General features: G+C 59.4%; 18 protein-coding genes. 7 read left to right on the forward strand and 11 right to left on the reverse strand.

Annotated features, from left to right (window positions below):
• The first annotated feature begins 170 nt into the window (after positions 1 to 170).
• Both ACQY8Q_RS24475 and ACQY8Q_RS24480 read left to right on the forward strand, forming a co-directional pair.
• The gene (locus ACQY8Q_RS24475; RefSeq protein ID WP_426130201.1) at positions 171 to 746 is read left to right on the forward strand and encodes a TRAP transporter small permease subunit; all 576 of its coding nucleotides are present in this window, start codon (positions 171 to 173) and stop codon (positions 744 to 746) included.
• Positions 743 to 2,518 (forward strand): TRAP transporter large permease, encoded by a 1,776-nt coding sequence (locus ACQY8Q_RS24480; RefSeq protein WP_428429055.1) that lies wholly within the window; start codon positions 743 to 745, stop codon positions 2,516 to 2,518. The genes ACQY8Q_RS24475 and ACQY8Q_RS24480 overlap by 4 nt, the downstream gene beginning before the upstream one ends.
• Before the next feature lie 429 nt (positions 2,519 to 2,947).
• Here ACQY8Q_RS24480 and ACQY8Q_RS24485 read toward each other — a convergent pair whose 3' ends face one another.
• Positions 2,948 to 4,054, reverse strand: coding sequence for a TRAP transporter substrate-binding protein (locus ACQY8Q_RS24485; protein ID WP_428429056.1), 1,107 nt, complete (start codon positions 4,052 to 4,054; stop codon positions 2,948 to 2,950).
• A gap of 510 nt (positions 4,055 to 4,564) precedes the next feature.
• On the opposite strand from ACQY8Q_RS24485, the gene ACQY8Q_RS24490 reads away from it, so the two are divergent.
• From ACQY8Q_RS24490 to ACQY8Q_RS24505, 4 genes are all read left to right on the forward strand, one after another.
• Positions 4,565 to 5,542 carry a sulfate ABC transporter substrate-binding protein gene (locus ACQY8Q_RS24490; RefSeq protein ID WP_428429057.1) on the forward strand — a complete coding sequence of 326 codons (978 nt, stop codon included), beginning with the start codon at positions 4,565 to 4,567 and terminating at the stop codon, positions 5,540 to 5,542.
• A gap of 92 nt (positions 5,543 to 5,634) precedes the next feature.
• Positions 5,635 to 6,462: a sulfate ABC transporter permease subunit CysT gene (cysT, locus tag ACQY8Q_RS24495; RefSeq protein WP_428429058.1), complete on the forward strand. Its 828-nt coding sequence runs from the start codon at positions 5,635 to 5,637 to the stop codon at positions 6,460 to 6,462.
• Between the two features lie 65 nt (positions 6,463 to 6,527).
• Entirely contained in the window at positions 6,528 to 7,358 is an 831-nt protein-coding gene (cysW, locus tag ACQY8Q_RS24500; RefSeq protein ID WP_428429863.1) for a sulfate ABC transporter permease subunit CysW, read from the forward strand.
• Entirely contained in the window at positions 7,355 to 8,374 is a 1,020-nt protein-coding gene (locus ACQY8Q_RS24505; RefSeq protein WP_428429059.1) for a sulfate/molybdate ABC transporter ATP-binding protein, read from the forward strand. The genes cysW and ACQY8Q_RS24505 overlap by 4 nt, the downstream gene beginning before the upstream one ends.
• Positions 8,375 to 8,454: 80 nt before the next feature.
• Here the strand turns inward: ACQY8Q_RS24505 and mgrA are convergent, their stop codons facing one another.
• From mgrA to ACQY8Q_RS24550, 9 genes are all read right to left on the reverse strand, one after another.
• On the reverse strand, positions 8,455 to 9,486 hold the full coding sequence (mgrA, locus tag ACQY8Q_RS24510) for an L-glyceraldehyde 3-phosphate reductase (RefSeq protein WP_428429060.1): 1,032 nt from the start codon (positions 9,484 to 9,486) through the stop codon (positions 8,455 to 8,457).
• A gap of 189 nt (positions 9,487 to 9,675) precedes the next feature.
• Positions 9,676 to 10,809 carry a Gfo/Idh/MocA family protein gene (locus ACQY8Q_RS24515; protein ID WP_428429864.1) on the reverse strand — a complete coding sequence of 378 codons (1,134 nt, stop codon included), beginning with the start codon at positions 10,807 to 10,809 and terminating at the stop codon, positions 9,676 to 9,678.
• Positions 10,810 to 10,839: 30 nt separating this feature from the next.
• Positions 10,840 to 11,601, reverse strand: a complete 762-nt coding sequence (locus tag ACQY8Q_RS24520) for a sugar phosphate isomerase/epimerase family protein (RefSeq protein WP_428429061.1) — start codon at positions 11,599 to 11,601, stop codon at positions 10,840 to 10,842.
• 22 nt (positions 11,602 to 11,623) lie between these two features.
• Positions 11,624 to 12,313, reverse strand: a complete 690-nt coding sequence (locus ACQY8Q_RS24525; RefSeq protein WP_428429063.1) for a D-lyxose/D-mannose family sugar isomerase — start codon at positions 12,311 to 12,313, stop codon at positions 11,624 to 11,626.
• A gap of 9 nt (positions 12,314 to 12,322) precedes the next feature.
• A complete protein-coding gene (locus ACQY8Q_RS24530) occupies positions 12,323 to 14,791 on the reverse strand; it encodes a beta-mannosidase (protein ID WP_428429064.1) in 2,469 nt (822 codons plus the stop codon).
• A 99-nt stretch (positions 14,792 to 14,890) separates the two neighbouring features.
• Positions 14,891 to 15,970, reverse strand: a complete 1,080-nt coding sequence (locus ACQY8Q_RS24535) for an ABC transporter ATP-binding protein (protein WP_428429865.1) — start codon at positions 15,968 to 15,970, stop codon at positions 14,891 to 14,893.
• 10 nt (positions 15,971 to 15,980) lie between these two features.
• A complete protein-coding gene (locus ACQY8Q_RS24540; RefSeq protein WP_428429065.1) occupies positions 15,981 to 16,919 on the reverse strand; it encodes a carbohydrate ABC transporter permease in 939 nt (312 codons plus the stop codon).
• Positions 16,912 to 17,814 carry a carbohydrate ABC transporter permease gene (locus ACQY8Q_RS24545; RefSeq protein WP_428429066.1) on the reverse strand — a complete coding sequence of 301 codons (903 nt, stop codon included), beginning with the start codon at positions 17,812 to 17,814 and terminating at the stop codon, positions 16,912 to 16,914. The genes ACQY8Q_RS24540 and ACQY8Q_RS24545 overlap by 8 nt, the downstream gene beginning before the upstream one ends.
• Positions 17,815 to 17,937: 123 nt before the next feature.
• Entirely contained in the window at positions 17,938 to 19,173 is a 1,236-nt protein-coding gene (locus ACQY8Q_RS24550) for an ABC transporter substrate-binding protein (protein WP_428429067.1), read from the reverse strand.
• A 492-nt stretch (positions 19,174 to 19,665) separates the two neighbouring features.
• Between ACQY8Q_RS24550 and ACQY8Q_RS24555 the strand changes: the two genes are divergently transcribed.
• On the forward strand, positions 19,666 to 20,703 hold the full coding sequence (locus ACQY8Q_RS24555; protein ID WP_428429068.1) for a LacI family transcriptional regulator: 1,038 nt from the start codon (positions 19,666 to 19,668) through the stop codon (positions 20,701 to 20,703).
• 86 nt (positions 20,704 to 20,789) lie between these two features.
• Here ACQY8Q_RS24555 and gndA read toward each other — a convergent pair whose 3' ends face one another.
• The gene (gene gndA, locus ACQY8Q_RS24560; RefSeq protein WP_428429069.1) at positions 20,790 to 22,220 is read right to left on the reverse strand and encodes an NADP-dependent phosphogluconate dehydrogenase; all 1,431 of its coding nucleotides are present in this window, start codon (positions 22,218 to 22,220) and stop codon (positions 20,790 to 20,792) included.
• Positions 22,221 to 22,274 lie beyond the last annotated feature (54 nt).

The raw sequence follows: 22,274 nt of genomic DNA on the forward strand, positions 1-22,274 counted from the left end.
CCTGCCTAAGCTTTAGGCAAAGGCGGAAAGTCTATATGCGACTTTGGTATGACGTTGCCGGACTATACCGGAAAATCCGGAAGCAGACTTGAAACAGAACTTGAAATCGGCACTGTGGCTATGCTTGGCAAAAAAACATCGACAATCAGCTTAGCGGGGGAGGAACGTCTATGGCCGCACTGCTCGGTATCAGCAGGCTCATCGACCGTGTCACGGAGATCATCGGCAAATCAGTCTCATGGCTGATCCTGGTGGCCGTACTGGTCAGCGCCGGCAATGCCATTATCCGAAAAATCTTCAATATGTCGTCGAACGCCTGGCTCGAGGCGCAATGGTACCTGTTTGGTGCCGCCTTTATGCTGGCTGCCGCCTATACGCTCAGCCAGAACGAACATATCCGCATCGACGTCGTCTACGGCAAGTTCTCACGCCGGACGCAACACTGGATCGACCTGTTCGGCCACGTCTTCTTCCTGATGCCGTTCGTTCTGCTGATGACCTATTACCTCATTCCCTATGTGCTGATGTCGGTTCGCTCGCAGGAAGGGTCTTCCAGCGCTGGCGGCCTGATCGTCTGGCCAGCCAAAGCCATCCTGCTCTTCGGCTTCGTGCTGCTTGCGCTGCAGGGTGTCTCCGAAATCATCAAGAAGGTGGCGATTATGACCGGCAATATGGACGATCCGACGCCCTATGTGCCCACCCACGCGCCGCTTGACGATGTCGCCGCTCCGGAGGCACGCCCATGATGGAGTTTATCGCCGTCAATCTCGCGCCGATCATGTTCGTATCCTTGATCATCTTCCTCTTGCTGGGTTATCCCGTCGCCTTCTCGCTCGCCGCCAACGGCCTTCTGTTCTTCATCGTCGGCGTGGAGCTCGCCCCCTTGTCCGGCGGGTCCATTAATCTGTCTTGGCCGCTGCTGAACGCCCTGCCCGACCGGTTCTGGGGGGTGATGTCGAACGACACTTTGCTCGCCATTCCCTTCTTTACCTTCATGGGCATTGTGCTCGAACGATCCGGCATGGCCGAAGATCTGCTCGATACGATCGGCCAGCTGTTCGGACCAATCCGCGGCGGTCTCGCCTATGCCGTGATTTTCGTCGGCGCACTGCTGGCAGCGACCACCGGTGTGGTGGCCGCTTCGGTCATCGCCATGGGTCTGATCTCACTGCCGATCATGCTGCGCTACGGTTATGACCGGCGCGTTGCCTCCGGCGTCATCGCCGCGTCCGGCACACTTGCGCAGATCATCCCGCCATCACTCGTGCTGATCGTCCTTGCCGACCAGCTCGGCCGCTCGGTCGGCGACATGTATGCCGGCGCTCTGATCCCTGGCCTGGTTCTGACCGGGCTTTACATGCTCTACATCCTGATCATGACCTTCGTCCGGCGCGATTCCATGCCGGCCCTGCCGTTAGAGGCCCGCACGCTGGGCTCCGGCGTGACATCGCTGATCATTGCACTCGTGGTTGCAGCAGCCTTTGCCTATGCCGCCCATATCTACCTCTATCCGACGCATGGCGAAAATGCCGATATTCTCGGCGCAACCGTCGGTATCGGTTTCATCTACATCGTCGCCCTTCTCGACAAGGGCCTGAAGGTCAACGCCATGTCGAGGCTTGCCCAGCAGGTCATCATCGTGCTGATCCCGCCGCTGGCGCTGATCTTCCTGGTGCTCGGCACGATCTTTCTCGGCATTGCCACGCCGACCGAAGGCGGTGCCATGGGTGCGGTCGGCGCGCTGGTAATGGCGGCGATCAAGGGGCGGCTCAGCATGGACGTGATCCGCTCGGCACTGGCCGCCACGACACGGCTGTCAGCCTTCGTGCTGTTCATCCTGATCGGTGCGCGGGTGTTCTCGCTGACCTTCTACGGCGTCAACGGCCATATCTGGGTCGAGCATCTGCTGGTCGCCATGCCCGGTGGCGAGACGGGCTTCCTGATCACGGTCAACCTGCTCGTCTTCTTCCTGGCATTCTTCCTGGATTTCTTCGAACTCGCCTTCATCATCGTGCCGCTACTCGTTCCGGCGGCCAATGCTCTGGGCATCGACCTTATCTGGTTCGGTGTGCTTCTCGGCATCAACATGCAGACGAGCTTCATGCACCCGCCCTTCGGGTTCGCGCTCTTCTACCTGCGCTCGGTCGCGGCCAAGGTGCCCTACCTCGACAAGGTCACCGGCAAGGTGACGCAACCGGTGACGACGGGGCAGATCTATTGGGGCGCAGTCCCTTTCGTCGGCATCCAGATCGTCATGGTGGGGCTCACCATCATGTTCCCGCAGATGGTCATGCACTACAAGGGCGATGCCCCTGTGGTGGACCCAGCAACGATCAACATCGTCGTGCCGGGCTTTGGAACAAATGGCGGCGGACTGACCCTGCCGGACAATGGCGGCGGCCTCGGATTACCAGGCGGCCTGCAGCTACCCGGCGGCAATCCACTCGACGGCAATACCCAGAAGCCAGCGGACCAAAAACCCGCCAACGACCTGAGCGCGCCACCTTCCTTCAATTGACGAACAGATGGGCCGGTCGAAAGGCCGGCCTTTTTTCATCGCCCTGTAAACACGAAACTTCGAGGTCAAACCGTTGACGAAACGCCGAAAGCGGTTGTTTGACGATCTGATCGCCTCACTCTCAGTCATCCTCCCCTCGGGTTAAACCCGAGGGCTAGTGGCGAGGATCCAGCGCGTTCAAGTCCTTTAACGCAAAAGACACTTTTCACGGCGCCGACGCGCCGTGGCTGGATTCCTGTGACTGGCACAGGAATGACGGAGGTTTTGGCTGACGCCTCATTTTTTCAATAGGCGCTCAATAATCGGAAATGACATATCACCAGCTCAAGATGAGCACGGCCCACTCCGCGTTACAACGCAAACAAAGAAAAACCCCGGAGCGCGCGGCTTCGGGGTTTTTCGTTTCTGCGATGTTGACGCTGGCAGGGCTTAGAGCTTGCCGCCACGCTGCTGGATCATCATGAACGTGTCGTAGTTGTATTCGGCGATCTGCGCATTGAGGTAATACTCGCCACGGAACGCCTTGATCGAGTCCCAGATCTTCTTGAAGGTCGGGTTTGTCGCTTCCATCTCGGCATAGACCTCATTGGCCTTGTCGAAGCAGGCCGACAGGATTTCCGGGCTGAACGGACTGAGCTTTGCACCGGCAGCCACCAGCCGCTTGATTGCCGACGGGTTCAGGTAATCGTATTTCTGCAGCATGTTGGCGTCAGTTGCCTGGCAGGCGGTGCGCAACAGCGACTGATAGTTCTTCGGCAGACCATCGAAGGCTGCCTTGTTGAACATCGCATGGACCGTCGGGCCACCTTCCCACCAGCCGGGATAGTAGTAATACGGTGCCACCTTGTAGAAACCGAGCTTCTCGTCGTCATAAGGGCCGACCCATTCGGCCGCGTCGATCGTGCCCTTTTCCAAGGCAGGATAGATATCGCCACCGGCGATCTGCTGCGGCACGACGCCCAGCTTCTCGACGACCTTGCCGGCAAAACCGCCGATGCGCATCTTCAGGCCCTGCATATCGGCAACGGTCTTGATTTCCTTGCGGAACCAGCCCCCCATCTGCACGCCGGTGTTGCCGCCGGGATAACCGACGAGGCCCTGCGTTGCCAGGAATTCGTTGAACATCTCGATGCCGCCGCCATGGTAATGCCAAGCGTTCATGCCGCGCGCGTTGAGCGCGAAAGGCACGGCGGCGCCCAGTGCCCAGACCGGGTCCTTGCCCCAATAGTAGTAGGAGACCGTGTGGCAGGCTTCGACCGTACCGGCCGCGGCAGCGTCAGCAGCCTGAAGACCCGGAACGATTTCACCGGCGGCAAAAACCTGGATCTTGAAATTGCCGTCCGTGGCGTCGGACAGGTATTTCGACAGCACTTCCGCGCCACCATAGATCGTGTCGAGCGACTTCGGGAACGATGATGCCAGGCGCCAGTTGATCTTCGGGTTGCTTTGGGCGATGGCTGGCGCTGCGAGCGTCGTGGCAGCGGCGGCACCGACGCCACCGAGAGCCGCACGCTTGATGAATAGACGGCGATCCATGTTCTCTCCTCTGTTGTCGCGGACAGACGGCAATGCCGGATCTGTTCCTCCCCGCGAAGTGCAAACCGCACCGGCCGATGTCGACTGGTTCAAACGGATATGCCCAATCTTCAAACAACTCTTGCAGGCGGGCGATTTCACATGAAGTCACGCGCCGCTGCAGCGAGATTACACGCTCCCCCCCTCAAGTCCAGTCGCGTGGAAAGGGGTGATCTTCGACTTTTGTCTAACACCAACGCCCAATGTTTGCGGCAACTGACCCAACGGGTGGCACGCCCGGCAGTATGTGCAGATAATATGAAGACAGGCTGCCAACGTATTGAAAATATCTAATATACAAGACACGCGGAGCGGCCCGGATTTTCGGCTTCGTGAAGGCGTCCGTTTCTCCATCGGGGACTTTCCGGCAATATTTTTCCACTGCAGCGGGAACATTCACAGCAGGGTTCCTCGGCATGCCGTTGTGCCCCCCCTATGCTCCGGACGAAATCAAATCTCGGGGAGTTCTTCATGAAACGTCTACTGCTCATCGGCGTCGCACTCGCGGCTTTGACCGCTCCAGCCGCCGCTGCCGACAAGCTGCTCAACGCATCCTATGATGTTTCCCGCGAACTGTTCGAACATGTCAACGAAGCCTTCATCGCAGCCCATCCCGGCGTCACGGTCGACCAGTCGCACGGTGGCTCGTCCAAGCAGGCCCGCGCCATCCTCGAAGGTCTTGAGGCCGACGTGGTCACCTTCAACCAGGTGACTGACGTCGATGCGCTGGTGAAGGGTGGCTTCGTTTCGGAAGACTGGAAGAGCGACTTCGCCAACAATGCGTCGCCGTTCTACTCCTTCCCGTCCTTCCTGGTGCGCGAAGGCAATCCGAAGGGTATCAAGGACTGGAACGATCTGGCGCGCGACGACGTCAAGGTGATCTTCCCGAACCCGAAGACATCGGGTAATGCCCGCTATACCTATCTCGCAGCCACTGCCTATGCGAAGGAAAAGTTCGCCAACGATCCGGCCAAGATCGAGGAATTCGTCAAGAAGATCTTTGACAACGTTCCGGTGTTCGACACCGGCGGACGCGCGGCAACGACAACCTTTGTCGAGCGCGAAACCGGCGACGTGCTGATCACCTTCGAAGCCGAAACCAAAGGCATTGCCAAGGAATTCGGCGAAGACAAGTTCGATATCGTCACGCCATCGGTCAGCCTTCTCGCCGAATTCCCGGTCGCCATCGTCGACAAGGTCGTCGACAAGAACGGTACCCGCGAATTGGCCAAATCCTATCTCGATTTCCTCTACACGCCGGAAGGCCAGAAAATCCTGGCCGAGAACGGCAACCGCGTCAACGACGCGACGGTCGCTGCCGAATTCAAGGATCAGTTCCCCGAAGTTCGCCTGCTCAAGGTGGAAGATGTCTTCGGCGGCTGGGGCAAGATCAAGGAAGAGCATTTCGCCGAAGGCGCCGCACTGGATAAAATCTACGGAAATCGTTGATCCCACATCGATAATGTGAAAAACGGAGGCCGCTGCGGAAACCCATTCCGCCGCGGCCTCCCCGTTATTTTTAAACTCGATTTTCAAAGGGCATGTTTTTGGCACGGCGCATTCTTCCAGGCTTGCCCCTGACGCTCGGCATTACACTCGTGTATGTCGCAATCATTGTCGTGCTGCCGCTCGGCGCGCTGATTTTCAAGGCCGCGAGCCTTGGTCCGGAGGATTATTGGCGGATCGTGTCATCCGAGCGCGCCATCGCCAGTTATCGCGTCACTATTCTGTGCGCTTTGGCGGCAACCCTGTTCAACCTGGTGTTCGGCATGGCCCTGGCCTGGGTCATCGTCCGCTACCGCTTCCCCGGCCGGCGCTTCATCGATGCGCTGGTGGATTTGCCTTTTGCGCTGCCGACCGCCGTTGCCGGTATCGCGTTGACGACGCTGTTTGCCTCGAATGGCTGGTTTGGGGCGCCGCTTGCCGCCATCGGCATCAAGGTCGCCTACACGCCGCTCGGCATCATTATCGCCATGGCCTTTACCAGCCTGCCCTTCATCGTGCGCACGGTGCAGCCGGTGCTGGAAGAGCTTGATCCGGCGCTGGAGGAAGCGGGCCAGACGCTGGGCGCCAGCGATCTGGAAATCTTTTTGCGGGTGATCCTGCCGCAATTGGCGCCCGCGCTGCTGGCCGGATTGTCGCTGTCGTTTGCGCGCAGCCTCGGCGAGTTCGGCGCCATCATTTTCATCGCCGGAAACCAGCCATTTGATACGGAAATCACCGCCCTCCTCGCCTTCATCCGGCTGGAAGAATACGACTATCCGGCATCGGCGGCGATCGCCTCGGTGATGCTCATTGCCGCTTTCACGATGCTGGCCATCACCAACCTCTTGCAGGCCCGCGCCCTGCGCTACACGGTAAAGGGTTGATCGTGGCAAAAAGTAAGTCCAGACGGCCGCCGCGAATCGGCGATGCGCCTGTGTTCCGCAACACGATGATTGCAGTCGTGCTGACACTGGTAGCATTGGTCATCATCGCACCGCTCGCCGTCATCGGCTATGAAGCCTTTTCAAGGGGCATCGCCTATTTCGGCAAGACCATCGCCAATTCCGACACCCGCCATGCCATCCTGATGACGGCACTGACGGCGCTGATTGCGGTCCCCATCAACACCGCCTTCGGCGTGGCCGCCGCCTGGGCGATTACCAAATTCGACTTTCCCGGCCGCCGCCTGCTACTGATCGTCATCGAGATCCCGTTCTCGGTGTCGCCAATCGTCGCCGGTGTCGCCTATCTGTTCGTCTATGGCCTGCAGGGACTGTTCGGCGAGACGCTGCAATCGGCCGACGTCAAAATCCTCTTCGCGCTTCCAGGCATTGTGCTCGCCAGCATGTTCGTCACCGCCCCCTTTGTTGCCCGCGAACTCATTCCGCTGATGCAGGCGCAGGGCCGCGATCTGGAGGAGGCCGCCACCTCGCTCGGTGCCAGCGGCTGGCGGACATTCTTTTTTGTCACGTTGCCCAATATCAAATGGGCACTGCTCTACGGCGTCATTCTCTGCAATTCGCGGGTGATGGGCGAATTCGGCGCCGTCTCTGTGGTGTCCGGCAACATTCGCGGCCAGACCAACACGCTGCCGCTGCATATCGAACTGCTCTATCACGACTATAACGCCGTCGGCGCCTTTGCCGCCGCATCGATCCTTGCAGCACTTGCCGTTGTTACCCTGATTGCCAAGGTGGCGCTGGAGCGCCGGGGCGCCGGCCGCGTCCGCCGCCCATCGCTTGCCGGCACAGCGCCTGATATTTCGGAGACCACACCGTGAAAATCCGCCTCGACACCGTCGTCAAGACATTCGACACGTTTCGCGCCGTGCATGGCGTCTCGCTGGATATCGAAAGCGGCGAACTGGTGGCCCTGCTTGGGCCGTCCGGTTCCGGCAAGACGACGATCCTGCGCATGGTGGCGGGCCTCGAATTCCCCGATGGCGGCGCCATCTATTTCGGCGATGAAAACGCCACCGATATCGAGGTGCGCCATCGCGGCGTCGGTTTCGTTTTCCAGCACTATGCGCTGTTTCCGCATATGACCGTCGGTGAAAACATCGCCTTCGGCATGAAGGTTTCGAAGACCAAGCGTTCGACTGCAGAGATTGCCAGCCGGGTTGCGCATCTGCTGCGTCTTGTGCAACTCGAAGGCCTTGAGGACCGGTTCCCGGCGCAGATTTCCGGCGGACAACGGCAGCGCGTGGCGCTCGCCCGGGCGCTCGCCGTCGATCCGAAGGTGCTGCTGCTTGACGAACCGTTCGGCGCGCTCGATGCCAATGTCCGGCGCGACCTGCGGCGCTGGTTGCGCAAGATCCACGATGAACTGGGGATCACCACCCTGTTCGTCACCCATGACCAAGCCGAAGCCCTCGACCTTGCCGACCGCGTCGTCATTCTCGACAAGGGCAGGATCGTCCAGACCGGAACACCGGAAGAGGTCTGCCGCGCACCGGCTAGCGCCTTCGTGATGAACTTTCTTGGCGACGCCAACCGCTTGAAGGTGACGGTGTCGGGTGAAAAAGCGCAGATCCAGAACGTCACCTTCGATGCGCCCGATATAGCCAACGGCCCGGCAGAGCTTTATTTCCGCCCGGCCGACGTCACCTGGCGCGAAGACGGCCACGGCATCCAGGCAACCATCGCCCGCGTCATCGACCGGCCCGATTCCAAGCGTGTGCTGGCTCTGACCGTGGATGGTCAATCCATCGAGTTCGACGCCGCCCCGGAATTTCCGTTCCGCACCGATGCGCGCGGCTTCCTCGATATCCGCCGCCCGCGTGTTTATCCGGCTTGAGCTTACCCCTGAATGCGAAAGGCACCGGATCAACAGATCCGGTGCCTTTTTCTATTGTGCCTGAGCAGGTTAGCCGACGCTTAGTCGCGCTCGGCCGACGAGGCCCACAGGTTGATGTCGGCTTCCTTGGCGTAGACGTCGATCTCGGCCAGTTCTTCCGCCGTGAACGTGTCGTTCTTCAGGGCTGCCACGCAATCGACGATCTGCGATGAACGGCTGGCGCCGATCAATGCCGACGTGATGCGGCCGCCACGCAGGACCCAGGCAATTGCCATTTGCGCCAGCGTCTGGCCGCGCTTTTCGGCGATTTCGTTGAGTTTTTTGATATTGTCGATGATCGACGGGCGGATGAAATCCTTCTTGAGGAAGTGGTTCTGCGCCGCGCGGCTATCGGTCGGGATACCGCCGAGATATTTGGTCGTCAGCATGCCCTGCGCCAGAGGCGAGAACACGATCGAACCCATGCCGAGGTCTTCCAGTGTATCGACCAGGCCGTCATCCTCGACCCAGCGGTTGAGCATCGAATAGCTCGGCTGGTGGATGATCAGCGGCGTGCCGAGATCCTTCAGGATTGCAGCAGCTTCACGGGTGCGTTGCGAATTGTAGGAAGAGATGCCGACATACAGCGCCCGGCCCGAGCGGACGATGTGATCGAGCGCGCCGCAGGTTTCTTCCAGCGGCGTTTCGGGATCGAAGCGGTGCGAATAGAAGATATCGACATAGTCGAGACCCATGCGCGCAAGGCTCTGGTCGCAGGAGGCGATCATGTACTTGCGGCTGCCCCACTCGCCATAGGGACCCGGCCACATGTCGTAGCCGGCCTTGGAGGAAATGATCAGCTCGTCGCGCAGACCGGCAAAATCGGTGCGCAGGATTTCGCCGAATGCAGTTTCGGCAGCCCCCGGAGGTGGGCCGTAATTGTTGGCGAGGTCGAAATGGGTGATACCGAGGTCGAACGCCGTACGGCACATGTCGAGCTTGCGCTCATGCGGCGTCTCATGGCCGAAATTGTGCCAGAGGCCGAGCGAGACTGCCGGCAGCTTCAGCCCGGTCTTGCCGCAGCGATTGTACTTCATCGTCTCATAGCGGTTGTCCGCCGGTTGCCAGCTCATTGATTGGTCCTGCCCTGTCGTTGAAAACGGAATTCCCGAAGCAGCGACGCTCCGGGAATAATGGTGATGAAATCGGTATATTTTATTGTGATGACAGTGCAAAGCGATACTGCTTCGCACCCCCAGATTTGGCCTCTGTTTTACGCTATTCCGGATACGAAACCGCTGCGCACTTTCGCTGGAATAGCCTTAACGCAGCAGAGCTCTGGCTTCCTCGATCCCGAGTGCTGCCGGCTGGGTGCAGGTCGTCGTCAGTTCGATGAAACGCCCCTCTTCGCCTGATTTCAGGATCGACACCATCACATCGACGCCGTGCAGAGCGCGCTCCAGCGAGCAACGCGCATCGCGCCCACTGAGGATGGCGAGTGCCATGTCGGCAAGGCCGGCCGTGCGATAGTTGGCCATCATGCCCTGCTTGTGTTCCTGATTGGGAACGGAGAACGGATGGTCCCAGGTTTCCAGCGGCTGGATATCCTTGTCGCGGCCGCTGGCCGAAACGGTTCCGCCAAAAAAGTTCGGATCCGGCACGAACAGCGAGCCCTCGGTACCGTAAAGCTCCATATTGGCGTGGTTGTGCGACCAGACATCCCAGCTGGCCGATAGCGTGATCGTCGCACCATTCTGGAATTCGAGCAGCGCATGGATATTCGTCGGCGTTTCCACCGGAATGACTTCGCCCTTGCGCGGCTCGCTGGTGATCGTGCGGTTCGGACTTGCCATCGAGGTGAGTGCTGCGACGCGTTTCACCGGGCCGATCAGGTTGATGAGGTTGGCGATGTAATAAGGGCCGAGATCGAGGATCGGGCCGCCGCCGGGCAGGAAGAAGAAGTCCGGGTTCGGATGCCACATCTCCATGCCGGGGCTGAGCACATGGCAGGTGCCGGACGTGACGCGACCGATCTTGCCCTGGTCGATATAGTCGCGCGCCAGCTGGTGGGCGCCGCCGAGAAACGTATCCGGGGCGCAGCCGACCTTAAGATTGTTGGCGGTGGCGATGCCACGCAGCTGCTCGCCCTGCTCCAGCGACAGCACCAGCGGTTTTTCGGAATAGACGTGTTTGCCGGCTTCGAGGATCATCTTCGAAACTGGGAAATGCGCGTCCGGTATCGTCAGGTTGACGACGATATCGATCTCCGGATTGGCCAGCAGTTCCGCAATGGTCTGGGCCTTGACGCCGTATTCTGATGCGCGCGCTTCGGCCGCCGCCGGGTTGATATCGGCGCAGGCGATAACCTTGATGCCCTTGAAGAGCGGCGAGAGCGTGAAATAGGTGGTGGAGATGTTGCCGCATCCGATGATGCCGACGCCAAGGTCCCCTGTCACTTGTTCCTGTGTCATGATGCTGTCTTTCTCTCAGTAGCTCTTGATCGAAGCGATCGAGCGCTCGGCCGTCGCCTTGTAATCCTTGGGATTGTCGTGCTCGACGATGTAGTATTTGGCAGGTGTCGCAGACAGCGCCTTGAACAGTTTGGCCCATTCGACGGTGCCATGGCCGACATCGGCCCAGCCATCCTGATCGGCATTTTCGCCGGCTTTTGCGATGTCCTTGACGTGCACGGCGGTGATGCGCTTGCCGTATTTCTCGATATAGGCGAAGGGATCGGCACCGCCGCGGATGACCCAGGCGATATCCGCTTCCCAGGACAGGTTTGGTCCACCGGCAAAGATATGATCCTGCGGGATCGATCCGTCGGGTAGCGCGATGAATTCGAAATCATGGTTGTGCCAGCCGAAATCGAGACCGGCATCGCGGAAGGGCTTGCCAGCCTTTTCCAGACGCTCACCGAAGGCTTTCCAGCCGCTCGCGTCCGTCGGACGGTCCTCGGCCACAAGATAAGGGCAATAGATCGACTTGATGCCGAGCGTCTTGGCGATGTGCAGCGCCCGCGCCGGATCGGTCTCAAGCAGATCGAGGCTGAAATGGGCCGACGGCATGGTGACGCCGCTCTTGTCCATGTCGGCTTTCAATGCGGCAAGGGCTGCATCGTCGAGGGCAGCGTAGAGCGCGCCATAACCCTCGACCTGTTTGTAGCCGGCGTCGCCGACCGTCTTCAGGACATCGGCAAGCGGCGGAAAATTGCGGGCGCTGTAAAGCTGGAAGCTGACGGTCTGCATGGGAATTCCTCCTTGGGATCGATTATGGGAGCCAGGTGTCATAGTCGGACACCAGCAGATGGCTCGGCTTGGTGTCTTCCTGGATGGTGGAAAAGCGGCCGACGGGCTCGCGGAAATAGTTGTCGGTGAGATCGTCGTTGACGGTGGAAACTTCGCCCATCAGCACATCCGCGCCCTCGGCCCAGAAGGCATGCCAGTTGCCGGGCAGAAGCGTGACGCTTTCGCCGGGCAACAGTCGCAGCAGAGCCCCGGCCTTCAAGGTGCGCAGGCGGGCGTCGGTGGCCACCACCACATCGGTGGTCTCGTCAACGTTGCAATCGGGTAGAGAATTGTACATCTGCAGCACCAGCGTGCCGCCGCCGCGATTGATGATGTCCTCGGTCTTGACCGCATGCCGGTGCAGCGGATTGACCTGATCCCTGGCGGTAATCATCAGCTTTTCGGCATAGAGCATGCCACGGCCATGGGCGAGCGCTGCGGCCGAACCGTTGCGCAGGGTGAAGAGCACCAGGCCGAACTCGCTAAAGCGTCCCTTGCCGTAATCGGTGATATCCCAGCCGAGACGGGTGTCGCGGATCGACGGGGTGTCAGACGCAACCCGCGTTTTCAGCTCATCCGGCGACCAGGAGGCGAACGGCGGCAGGACGAAACCATGCTGGCGCATGAACGCATCGCTTCGCTCGATGATGGCGTTGACTTCGCTTCGCAGCATGATGGCCTCTTATCCATTGCCCTGGCAGGATTGCAGATCGTAGCCGGTAAAGACCGGTGCAGCGCCTCCCACCAGCGGCTGCCGGGGCGTGAAGCGGATGACGCGGCTTTGCCCGGCAGTCAGGTCGAAGGCATTGTCGGAATAGCGACCTTCGACATCGGCTTCGATCATCACATGCAAGGCAAGCCCGGTTGCTGCGACGGTGACGCCGAAGGAACCGTCACCAACGGGTGTCGCGGAAATGGAAAGCCCCGAAGGCTCAAGGTCGAGCGCCTTGTAGGTGCTGTGAACATGATGCCCCTCGCCCTGCATGCCATTCGACGCCTCGAAGGACCAGAACAGAACCGCGCCCTTGGGGATATCAGACGCGGCAATGGTCATCAGCGTATCGGCGCGATCGGGACTGCAGGTGCCGGCCGAGGCCATCAGAGGCTGTTTCTCGCCCGAGAGCGTAACTAGGAAGGTCTGCAACTCGATCGTCACTGGCGCTGCCGTGTCGTTGACCATCGAAAAGCTGATGGTCTTGCCGTCATCGGACGGGATGGCAGCGACAGCGACCGGCTGGAAGAACCGGCGTGTCATGTAGTGCATGGCCTTCCAGTTGCCACCGTAATCAAGGCTTGCCCAGGAAGCGACCGGCCAAGTGTCGTTCAACTGCCAGTAGAGCGTTCCCATGCAATGCGGTTTCAGCGACCGCCAGAAATCGACGGCGGTGCGGATCGCCAGCCCCTGCTGGATCTGGCTGAGATAGACAAAATTGGAAAAATCCTTGGGGAAACGGAAGTAGCGGAACATGGTGGCGGCGATGCGCTCATTGCCACCGGCATTCTTTTGGTGTGATTCCATCACCGGAGATGCAACGTTCAGATCCTTCTGCTCGGCAAACTGCCGGACAACGGACATCGAGGTATAGGACTGGAAGCCGAATTCCGAGCAGAAGCGCGGCCGCACGGTACGGTAATTATCGAACGACTTGTTCTCGTGCCAGACGGACCAATAGTGCATATCGCCGGCACCATCGGCATGCCAGGCATCGCCGAAATTGAGCGGGCCGACCGACGGGCTCGATGGCCACCAGATCGCCTCGGGTGCTGCTGCTTTAATGCCGGTCTCGATGACACGGTTCAGCCGGTCGTAGGAGACGAGATAACGGTCCCTGTCCTTGCGGCTCTCCTCGAACCAGGTCAGCGCGCCAACCAGTTCGTTGTCGCCGCACCAGAGAACAATTGAGGGATGCGATGACAGGCGCTTGACCTGATAGTCGACCTCGGCCGCGACGTTTTCGAGGAAATCCGGCGTCGAGGGATAGAGGTTGCAGGCGAACATGAAATCCTGCCAGACCATGATGCCGAGCCGGTCGCAGAGATCGTAGAACCAGTCGGGTTCATAGAAGCCGCCGCCCCAGATGCGGATCATGTTCATGTTGGCATCGACGGCTGACTGCAACAGGTTCTCGACGCCTTCCGGCGTGACGCGCGAAACCAGCGCGTCGGCCGGGATCCAGTTGGCACCGCGACAGAAGATTTCGCGGCCGTTGACGCGGAAGGCGAACCGGCTACCGGCCGCATCCTTGTCGGTTAGCAGTTCGACGGAACGAAAGCCGATCTGGCGGGTGACTGTCTCGCCCGGCAGTCCGACAGTCAACTGCGAAAGTGCTTGTTCGCCGCTTCCAGCCGGCCACCAGAGCGCCGGGTTCTCGACGGTGAAGACATGCGTGATCCGGGTTTCGCCCGCGTTGACGGCGCAGTCCAGATGCTCATGCTGTCCATCAAGCGTAAAATCGACCCCGGCAACACCGGGCTCCTGAGCAAACAGCGTCACGGTGACCTGAAGATCGATGGCACCGCCCAACTGCGGCACCTGCCGCGTCGTCACATACTCGATGCGGGCGGTGGCAAGATTCTTGAGCGCGATCGTGCCATAAATGCCGAGCGGCGCGATGGCGATGTTCCAGTCCCAGCCGAAATGGCATTGCGGCTTGCGCAGCATGTTGCCGTTGGCGATCGGCGAATTGCCGGTCGAATAGGGAATGTAGAACGGCTGATCCGCCTGCCTCTTGGCTCCCGCAGCGATCGACGAGCGCAGGACGACACGCAGCGTGTTGTCGCCCGCCTTCAGTGCCGGACCAACGTCCGGACGATAGCGGCGGAAGCAATTGTCGGACGCCAGTACGATTTGATCGTTGAGATAGACTTCGGCGATCGTGTCGAGGCTCTCCAGATCGAGATACCAGTTGCCGGTCAGATCGGCGGCATCGACATGGAACTGCCGCTGCAGCACCCAATCCTTATGCGCCACCCATTGCACATCATCCTCATTGCGGCCGGCATAGGGGTCGACGATCACGCCTGCCGCCTGCAGGGCGCTGTGGACATCACCGGGAATGGCGATGGTCAGCGCGTGGCTGTTGTCGGACGAGGCAAGCTGCCAGTCACCAGAGAGATCGATGGCAGAGGCGGAGAAGGCAAGAGCAGACATTGTAGCAATCCATTCGCAGCCAGCCTTTGAAAGGACCGGCATCATTCAGTCGGGCGTCATGGCCGCGTAGTCTTGCGGCCATGACGATGGTTCGGGTGATCAGATCCTGTTTTCAGTCGCGACATCGAAGACCGACGCCAACGACATGTCGAAGCTGAGTTTGACCGCCGTTCCCGGCGCATAGCGCCGCGCGCCGGCAATACGCACCGATATGGTCTGCCCGGCCAGCTTCAGCCACAGCAGATTATCCGCGCCCATTGGCTCCTCGATATCGACGATCGCGTCATGGATTTCCGCGCCGGGCTCATCGACCTTGACGTGTTCGGGGCGGACCCCGAGAACGACCTTGCGTCCAGCCTCCAGCGGGCCACGGGCCGGATAAGCATCCATGGCGAAATCGACGCCATTGATCTCGACAACTTTACGGCCGCCCTTGTCCTTGATCTCGCCCCGGAAGAAGTTCATCGACGGCGAGCCGATGAAACCGGCGACGAACAGGTTTTCCGGCATGTTGTAGATCGTCATCGGATCGGCCAGCTGCTGGATGACGCCGCTTTTCATGACGGCGATCCGGTCTGCCAGCGTCAGCGCCTCGATCTGGTCATGGGTGACGTAGATCATCGTGTTCTTCAATGACTGGTGCAGCCGCTTGATTTCGACGCGTAGTTCGGAGCGCAGCTTGGCGTCGAGATTGGACAGAGGTTCGTCGAACAGGAAGACATCAACATCCCGCACCAGGGCCCGGCCGATCGCCACGCGCTGGCGCTGGCCGCCGGATAGCTCCGATGGCTTGCGCTTCAACAGCGGCTCAATCTGCAGGATTTCGGACGCACGCGCCACCCGCTTGTCGATTTCCGCCTTCGGCAGCTTGGCCACCTTCAGACCGAAGGACAGGTTGCCCTCCACCGTCATCTGCGGATAAAGCGCATAGGACTGGAACACCATGCCGATGCCGCGATCCTTCGGTTCCTCCCAGGTGACATTCTTGTCCTTAATGAAGATCTGGCCTTCCGACACGTCGAGAAGTCCGGCGATGCAATTGAGAAGGGTCGATTTCCCGCAGCCGGACGAGCCAAGAAGCACCAGGAATTCGCCATCCTTGACGTCGAGATTGAGGGTTTCAAGCACGGTAACCGCGCCAAAACTCAACGACAGATCCCTGACCGATACGCTGTTAATGGTCATTCAATTACCCTTTCACTGCGCCGGCGGCGATGCCACGGACGAAAAGCCGTCCGGAGACGAAATAGACGATCAACGGCACGGCACCGGTCAGGATGGTTGCCGCCATGTTGACGTTGTATTCTTTCACGCCTTGGACCGAATTGACGATATTGTTGAGCTGGACGGTCATCGGATAATATTCCGGCCGGGTGAACACGACGCCCAGTAGGAAGTCGTTCCAGATGCCGGTGATCTGCAGGATCATCGCAACGACGAAGATCGGCAGCGACATCGGCAGCATGATCTTGAAATAGATCGTCCAGAAACCCGCACCATCAACACGCGCCGCCTTGAACAATTCCTCCGGTAGCGAGGAGAAGTAGTTGCGGAACAGCAGCGTCAGGATCGGCATGCCGAAAATCGAATGCACTATGATCAGGCCGGTCAGCGAGCCGTAAAGACCCATTTCTCGCAGTATGATAACGATCGGATAGATCATCACCTGATAAGGAATGAAGGCGCCGACGATCAGGATGGTGAAGAACAGGTCGGCACCCTTGAAGCGCCAGTTGGCCAGCGCATAACCATTGATCGAAGCAATCGCGATGGAGACGATCGTCGAGGGGATGGTGATCCGCACCGAGTTCCAGAACCCGCGCGACAGGCCATCGCAATTCAACCCCGTGCAGGCGCTGGACCAGGCCTTCACCCACGGCTCGAAGGTAATTTCCAGCGGTGGCGAGAAGATATTGCCGAGCCGGACTTCCGGCATGCCCTTCAATGAGGTGACGACCATCACGTAGAGCGGCAGCATATAGTAGGCAGCAGCAAAGATCAGTGCACCGTAGATCATGATGTTTCGCGGCGACAGCATCGGGCGCGGCTTCTTGCCTTGTGGCCCAGCAGCAAGCTTCGTTGTGCCAGCTTTGGCAGACGGGTTGTTGAGAGTTACGACCTCAGCCACGCTTGCGTCCTCCGAATTCGAGATAGGCCCAGGGGACGACGATGATGGCGACGGTGAGCAGCATCATGGTCGAGGCGGCAAAGCCCTGACCGAGATTTTGCGCCTGGAACATGTAGTCGTAGACATATTTTGCTGGCACTTCGGATGCGATGCCGGGGCCACCGCTGGTCTGGGCGACGACGAGATCGTAGACCCGGACGATGCCGCTGGCGATGATCACCAGAGTGGTGATGAACACGGCGCGCATCATCGGAATGACGATGAAAAGATAGGTCTTCCACATCGGGATGCCATCGACACGCGAAGCCTTCCAGATATCCTCGTCGATACCGCGCAGACCGGCCAGCATCAGGCACATGACAAGGCCAGTGCCCTGCCAAAGTGCTGCGATCAGGATGCCGTAGATGACGATGCTCGGCGTATAAAGCGGATCGAAGCTGAATGTCGACCAGCCGAGCGAACGCACCACCGACTGGATGCCGAATTCCGGATTGAGAATCCACTGCCAGACAAGGCCGGTGACGATGAAGGACAGCGCGAACGGATAGAGAAAGATCGTGCGAAAGGTATTTTCGAAACGGATTTTCTGATCCATCAGTGCGGCCAGCAGGAAGCCGATGACCAGGCTGAAAATCAGCGAAAACACACCGTAAATGGCAAGGTTCTGGATGGAGACGATCCAGCGGGGAGCGGACCACAGGCGCTCGTATTGATCGAGCCCGACGAAGGACAGGCGCGGCAGGAGCTTGGAATTGGTGAAGGAATAAAACACCGTCCAGAGTGTGCCACCGAGAAAGATGACGACGGCGGTGAGTATCATTGGAATTGTGGCAATCTTTGACTGCAGATTGCGCAGCAACTGGTTTGGCCGGCCGGCGTTCGCTTGGCCCGTCATAGGTCAACCCTTCCCCTGGATCGCGTTTTTTCTTGTGAGGACGTGGCTGAAGCCCGGCATGAAATTACCAAGGGCTTCAGACCGGCCCCCGAGCGGAGCCGGCCTTCCACAGAAGCTGCCCTGTTAGTCAGCTGCGGCGATGATATCGACGAAGCGCTTCTGCGCAGCGTCCGGTGTCATAGCCGGCGTCGCGAAGAACTCGGAGAACAGATCTTCCATCTGCTTCTGACTGTCAGCCGAAAGCAGTTGGTCGGTGCTGACGATGACATTGCCCTTGGCGAGAATATCAAGACCCTTCTTCATGCAGTCGTTTGCGGCGGCCAAGTCCACGTCACCGCGTACCGGCAGCGAGCCCTTCTTCAAGTTAAACGCGACCTGCGTTGCCGGATTCAGAAGCGTCGATGCAAGCACCTCCTGTGCCTTCGACTTTTCCTCATCCTTCAGAAGCGGGAAATAGAACGCATCACCGCCGGTCGAAATGATTTCATTCACACCGAGACCCGGCAGGCAGGTGTAGTCCGTACCGGCTTTCTGGCCTGCGAGCTGAAATTCGCCCTGCGCCCAGTCACCCATGATCTGGCCGCCGGCTTTTCCGGTGATGACCAGATTGGTCGCCTGATTCCAATCCTGAACATTGCTGCCTTTCGATATGCGGCGGGCATCGTCGGCAGCCTTGAAGACCTTAACCATTTCCGGGCCTGCGGCAGCTTCGGCATCCTTGTCGGAGAAAACCTTCTGGTAGACATCCTTGCCGCCAATAGCGATCATCAGCACGCCGAACGCACCGTTTGCCTGCCAGGGCTGGCCACCAATGGCGAGCGGAACGATGCCCGCCTTTTCGAGCGCCGGAGCGGCTGTGACGAATTCATCCCAGTTCTTCGGAACTTCAACGCCTGCGGTCTTGAAGGCGGCATTGGAAAGCCACAGCCACTGCCACGAGTGGATATTGACCGGGGCGCAATAGATCTTGCCGTCGATCGTGCAGCTATCGAGCAGGCTCGCGGGCTTGATGATGTCCTTCCAGTGTTCTTTCGTCGCGACGTCAGTCAGATCGCGCATCAGGCCGGCCTGCACCAGCTCCTCGGCCTGACGGCCGTGGTTGAACTGGGTGGCGCCCATCGGATCGCCGCCAGTGATACGGCTGACCATGATCGGCCGCGCCGTGCCGCCGGAACCGGCGATCGCGCCATCGACCCACTTGTTGCCAGTGGCATCAAATGCCTTGGCGAGTTCTGCGACGGCCGCGGCTTCACCGCCGGACGTCCACCAATGCGTCACTTCCAGATCGGCAGCGTTAGCGATGCCCAATGGAAGCACTACAGTCGCCGCCAATGCAGCAGCCAACAAACGCAATTTCATGAGTTTTCCTCCCTCACTGTAACGTTACCGTAAAAACTTAGTTCAATCGATTAGCCGACGCAACCGTAAGAACACATAATTCCTCGTAAAAAACCCGAAGCAACCCATGGAGGTATGCGAGGGTGGGATTTGAGACCGATCTCACAGGTTTGGTGCGCCGCGATAGCGTTGAAAATCGCCAACAAATGCGGATAATTGGCGGTATTTTCGCTTATTTTTCTCGAATGCGCTTTGATATCTGTCTCGCAGGTGCAAAGAGGACATGATGCACTGCGCGATACAATCAAAACGAGAATCCCTGTAGAGAAATTTAAAATACCACTCGACAAGCCTACTGTATCGTTACAGATTTTCAGCTCAAAGGAAGGACGAGGCATGGGTGCCCCCTGCGTAATGAATCATATATAAGGCGGCGAGCCCCTTGGGGCTGCAGCAGGCAAACGCTGTCCTTGCGACGTTGTGGCCTGACAATGGGAAGGCGATGGGCGGGGAATGGACGAGAAACACAAGAACCGGCCGGCAACAATACTGCCCTCACCAAATGAGCGCCCGACCTTGAAGACTATTGCCTTCATGACCGGGCTCGGCATCACCACGGTGTCTCGCGCCTTGAAGGATGCGCCCGATATCGGCGCCGAGACCAAGGAGCGCGTTCGGCTGGTCGCAGCCCAGGTCGGGTATCATCCCAATCGCGCCGGCGTGCGCCTGCGCACAGGCAAGACGAACGTCATCAGTCTGATCCTCAGCCTCGAAGAAGAATTTATCGGCCTGACGAGCCCCATGGTCGTCGGCATCTCGGAAATCCTTGCGGCCACCCAGTATCATCTGGTCATCACGCCTTACAGCGCTCGCAGCGATCCGCTCGATCCGGTGCGTTATGTGCTGGATACCGGCGCGGCCGACGGCGTCATCATTTCACGGACGGAACCGAAGGATCCACGCGTCGCTCTGATGATGCAACGCAACTTTGCCTTTGGAACACACGGGCGCACGGAAATGGGCCTCGTCCATCCCTATCATGACTTTGACAACGAGCGCTTCGCCTACGATGCCGTCCGCATGCTGGTGGAGCGCGGCCGGCGCCGGATCATGCTGCTGCATCCGCCGCCGTCTCTGACCTATCACATGCACATGCGCACCGGTTTCGAACGGGGTTTGCGGGACTTTGGGGCGATATCGGTTCCGTTCAACACGGTCGATCTCGACAACACCCTGGTGGATATCCGTGCTGCCTGCGAGGCGGCGATGCGCGCGCCGGGTGCGCCCGATGGCGTGATTTCCGGCAGCGGCGGCGGTGCCGTCGCGCTGGTTGCCGGCATCGAGGACGCCGGACTGAAACTGGCGCGCGACGTCGACATGGTTTCGAAACAGTCGAACGACTTCCTGCAATGGCTTCGACCTGAGGTTATGACACTCAGGGAGGACTTCAGGCTTGCCGGACGCGACCTGGCAAAAGCAGTGATCGCCCGCATCGAAGGCCAGCCGGCATCCGAGCTGCAGACCCTGAGTTTTCCAGTTCTTCAGGACTGACATGCTTCAGACCTTGATACGAAAAGCAGAACGGCCGCTGTTGATCAGCGGCCGTTCCCGTTTCTATCTATCTAATGAAGATATTATCAGGCGTTGAGGCCACTGCCCCACGGGCCGTGATGCGAATCGGCACCATCGGTGCGGTCGAAACCGTGCGCGCCAAAGAAATCGCGCTGCGCCTGGATGACGTTTGCTGTGCCGCGAGCGCGACGATAGCTGTCGAAATAACCGAGCGCCGAGGCAAGGGCTGGAACCGGCAGACCGCCGAGGACGGCTGCGGAAACAACGCGGCGAAGAGCGCCATCGGTTTCCTTAACCATGCCGGAGAAAGCCGGTGTGACGATCAGGTTGGCAACGTTCGGATCCTTGGTGAAGGCCGTGGTGATTTCGTCGAGGAAGGCCGAGCGAATGATGCAGCCGGCGCGCCAGATGCGGGCAATCGTCGGCATCGGCAGGTTCCATTTGAACTCGCGCGAAGCTTCCGCCATGACCGCAAAGCCCTGTGCATAGGCACCGATCTTGGCGGCCAGAAGTGCGCTTTCCAGATCCTTCAGGAACGCAGCCTTGTCGGCAACCTTGAACTCGCCGACATTCGGCAGGCCAAGCACCTTTTCAGCGGCTTCGCGCTCGCCCTTGACCGACGAGATGCTGCGGGCAGCAACGGCGGCTTCGATGGCGGTTGCCGGAATGCCCATGTTCTGCGCCTCGATCACGGACCATTTGCCGGTGCCCTTCTGGCCCGCCTTGTCGAGGATGAGATCGACGATCGGCTTGCCGGTGATCGGATCGGCGGCTTTCAGAACCGTCTCGGTGATTTCGATCAGGTAGGAGTTGAGGCGGCCCCTGTTCCATTCGCCAAAGACTTCACCGATTTCGGTGGCGCTCATCTTCAGGCCGTCGCGCAGGATGCCGTAGATTTCGGCAATCATCTGCATGTCGGCATATTCGATGCCGTTGTGGATAGTCTTGACGAAGTGGCCTGCGCCATTTTCACCGAGCCAGGCAACACATGGATCGTCGTTGTATTTGGCGGCAATCGAGGTCAGCACCTTTTCAACGCGCTTCCAGGACTCTTCCTTGCCGCCGACCATGATGGACGGGCCGTGACGCGCGCCCTCCTCGCCACCCGAGACGCCCATGCCGATAAAGGTCAGGCCGCTGTCCTTGAGGTTGTCGAAGCGGCGCATCGTATCGCGGAAATTAGCGTTGCCAGCGTCGATCATGATGTCGTTGTTCTGAAGATAGGGCTTGAGCAATTCCATCTGCTGATCGACCGGCTCGCCGGCTTTGATCATGATGACGATCGGCCGTGGCGGGCGGATTGCCGCAACAAATTCCTCGATGGTCTCGCAAGGCACGATCTGGCTCTGCAGGCAGCCTGCTTCGGCATAGAATTTCCGCGTCGCCTCGACGGTGCGGTTGAAGACTGCGATCTTGTTGCCTTTTTCGGCAATATTGAGCGCCAGATTCGATCCCATAACGCCAAGACCGATAAGGCCGATTTCTGCCTGTGCCACGTATGTGCCTCCGTTGGACAGTGAAGGTGCCAAAGCCCGGCTGGGCGTGCGCAC

It is taken from the genome of Pararhizobium sp. (assembly GCF_965279435.1).
In the GTDB taxonomy this organism is placed as follows: Bacteria; Pseudomonadota; Alphaproteobacteria; order Rhizobiales; family Rhizobiaceae; genus Pararhizobium.

Excerpts from the sequence above, each read along its gene's own strand:
- ACQY8Q_RS24475 (WP_426130201.1), top strand. The coding sequence starts at position 171 with ATGGCCGCACTGCTCGGTATCAGCAGGCTCATCGACCGTGTCACGGAG.
- ACQY8Q_RS24480 (WP_428429055.1), top strand. The coding sequence starts at position 743 with ATGATGGAGTTTATCGCCGTCAATCTCGCGCCGATCATGTTCGTATCC.
- ACQY8Q_RS24485 (WP_428429056.1), bottom strand. The coding sequence starts at position 4,054 with ATGGATCGCCGTCTATTCATCAAGCGTGCGGCTCTCGGTGGCGTCGGT.
- ACQY8Q_RS24490 (WP_428429057.1), top strand. The coding sequence starts at position 4,565 with ATGAAACGTCTACTGCTCATCGGCGTCGCACTCGCGGCTTTGACCGCT.
- cysT (WP_428429058.1), top strand. The coding sequence starts at position 5,635 with ATGTTTTTGGCACGGCGCATTCTTCCAGGCTTGCCCCTGACGCTCGGC.
- cysW (WP_428429863.1), top strand. The coding sequence starts at position 6,528 with ATGATTGCAGTCGTGCTGACACTGGTAGCATTGGTCATCATCGCACCG.
- mgrA (WP_428429060.1), bottom strand. The coding sequence starts at position 9,486 with ATGAGCTGGCAACCGGCGGACAACCGCTATGAGACGATGAAGTACAAT.
- ACQY8Q_RS24520 (WP_428429061.1), bottom strand. The coding sequence starts at position 11,601 with ATGCAGACCGTCAGCTTCCAGCTTTACAGCGCCCGCAATTTTCCGCCG.
- ACQY8Q_RS24525 (WP_428429063.1), bottom strand. The coding sequence starts at position 12,313 with ATGCTGCGAAGCGAAGTCAACGCCATCATCGAGCGAAGCGATGCGTTC.
- ACQY8Q_RS24530 (WP_428429064.1), bottom strand. The coding sequence starts at position 14,791 with ATGTCTGCTCTTGCCTTCTCCGCCTCTGCCATCGATCTCTCTGGTGAC.
- ACQY8Q_RS24545 (WP_428429066.1), bottom strand. The coding sequence starts at position 17,814 with ATGACGGGCCAAGCGAACGCCGGCCGGCCAAACCAGTTGCTGCGCAAT.
- ACQY8Q_RS24550 (WP_428429067.1), bottom strand. The coding sequence starts at position 19,173 with ATGAAATTGCGTTTGTTGGCTGCTGCATTGGCGGCGACTGTAGTGCTT.
- ACQY8Q_RS24555 (WP_428429068.1), top strand. The coding sequence starts at position 19,666 with ATGGACGAGAAACACAAGAACCGGCCGGCAACAATACTGCCCTCACCA.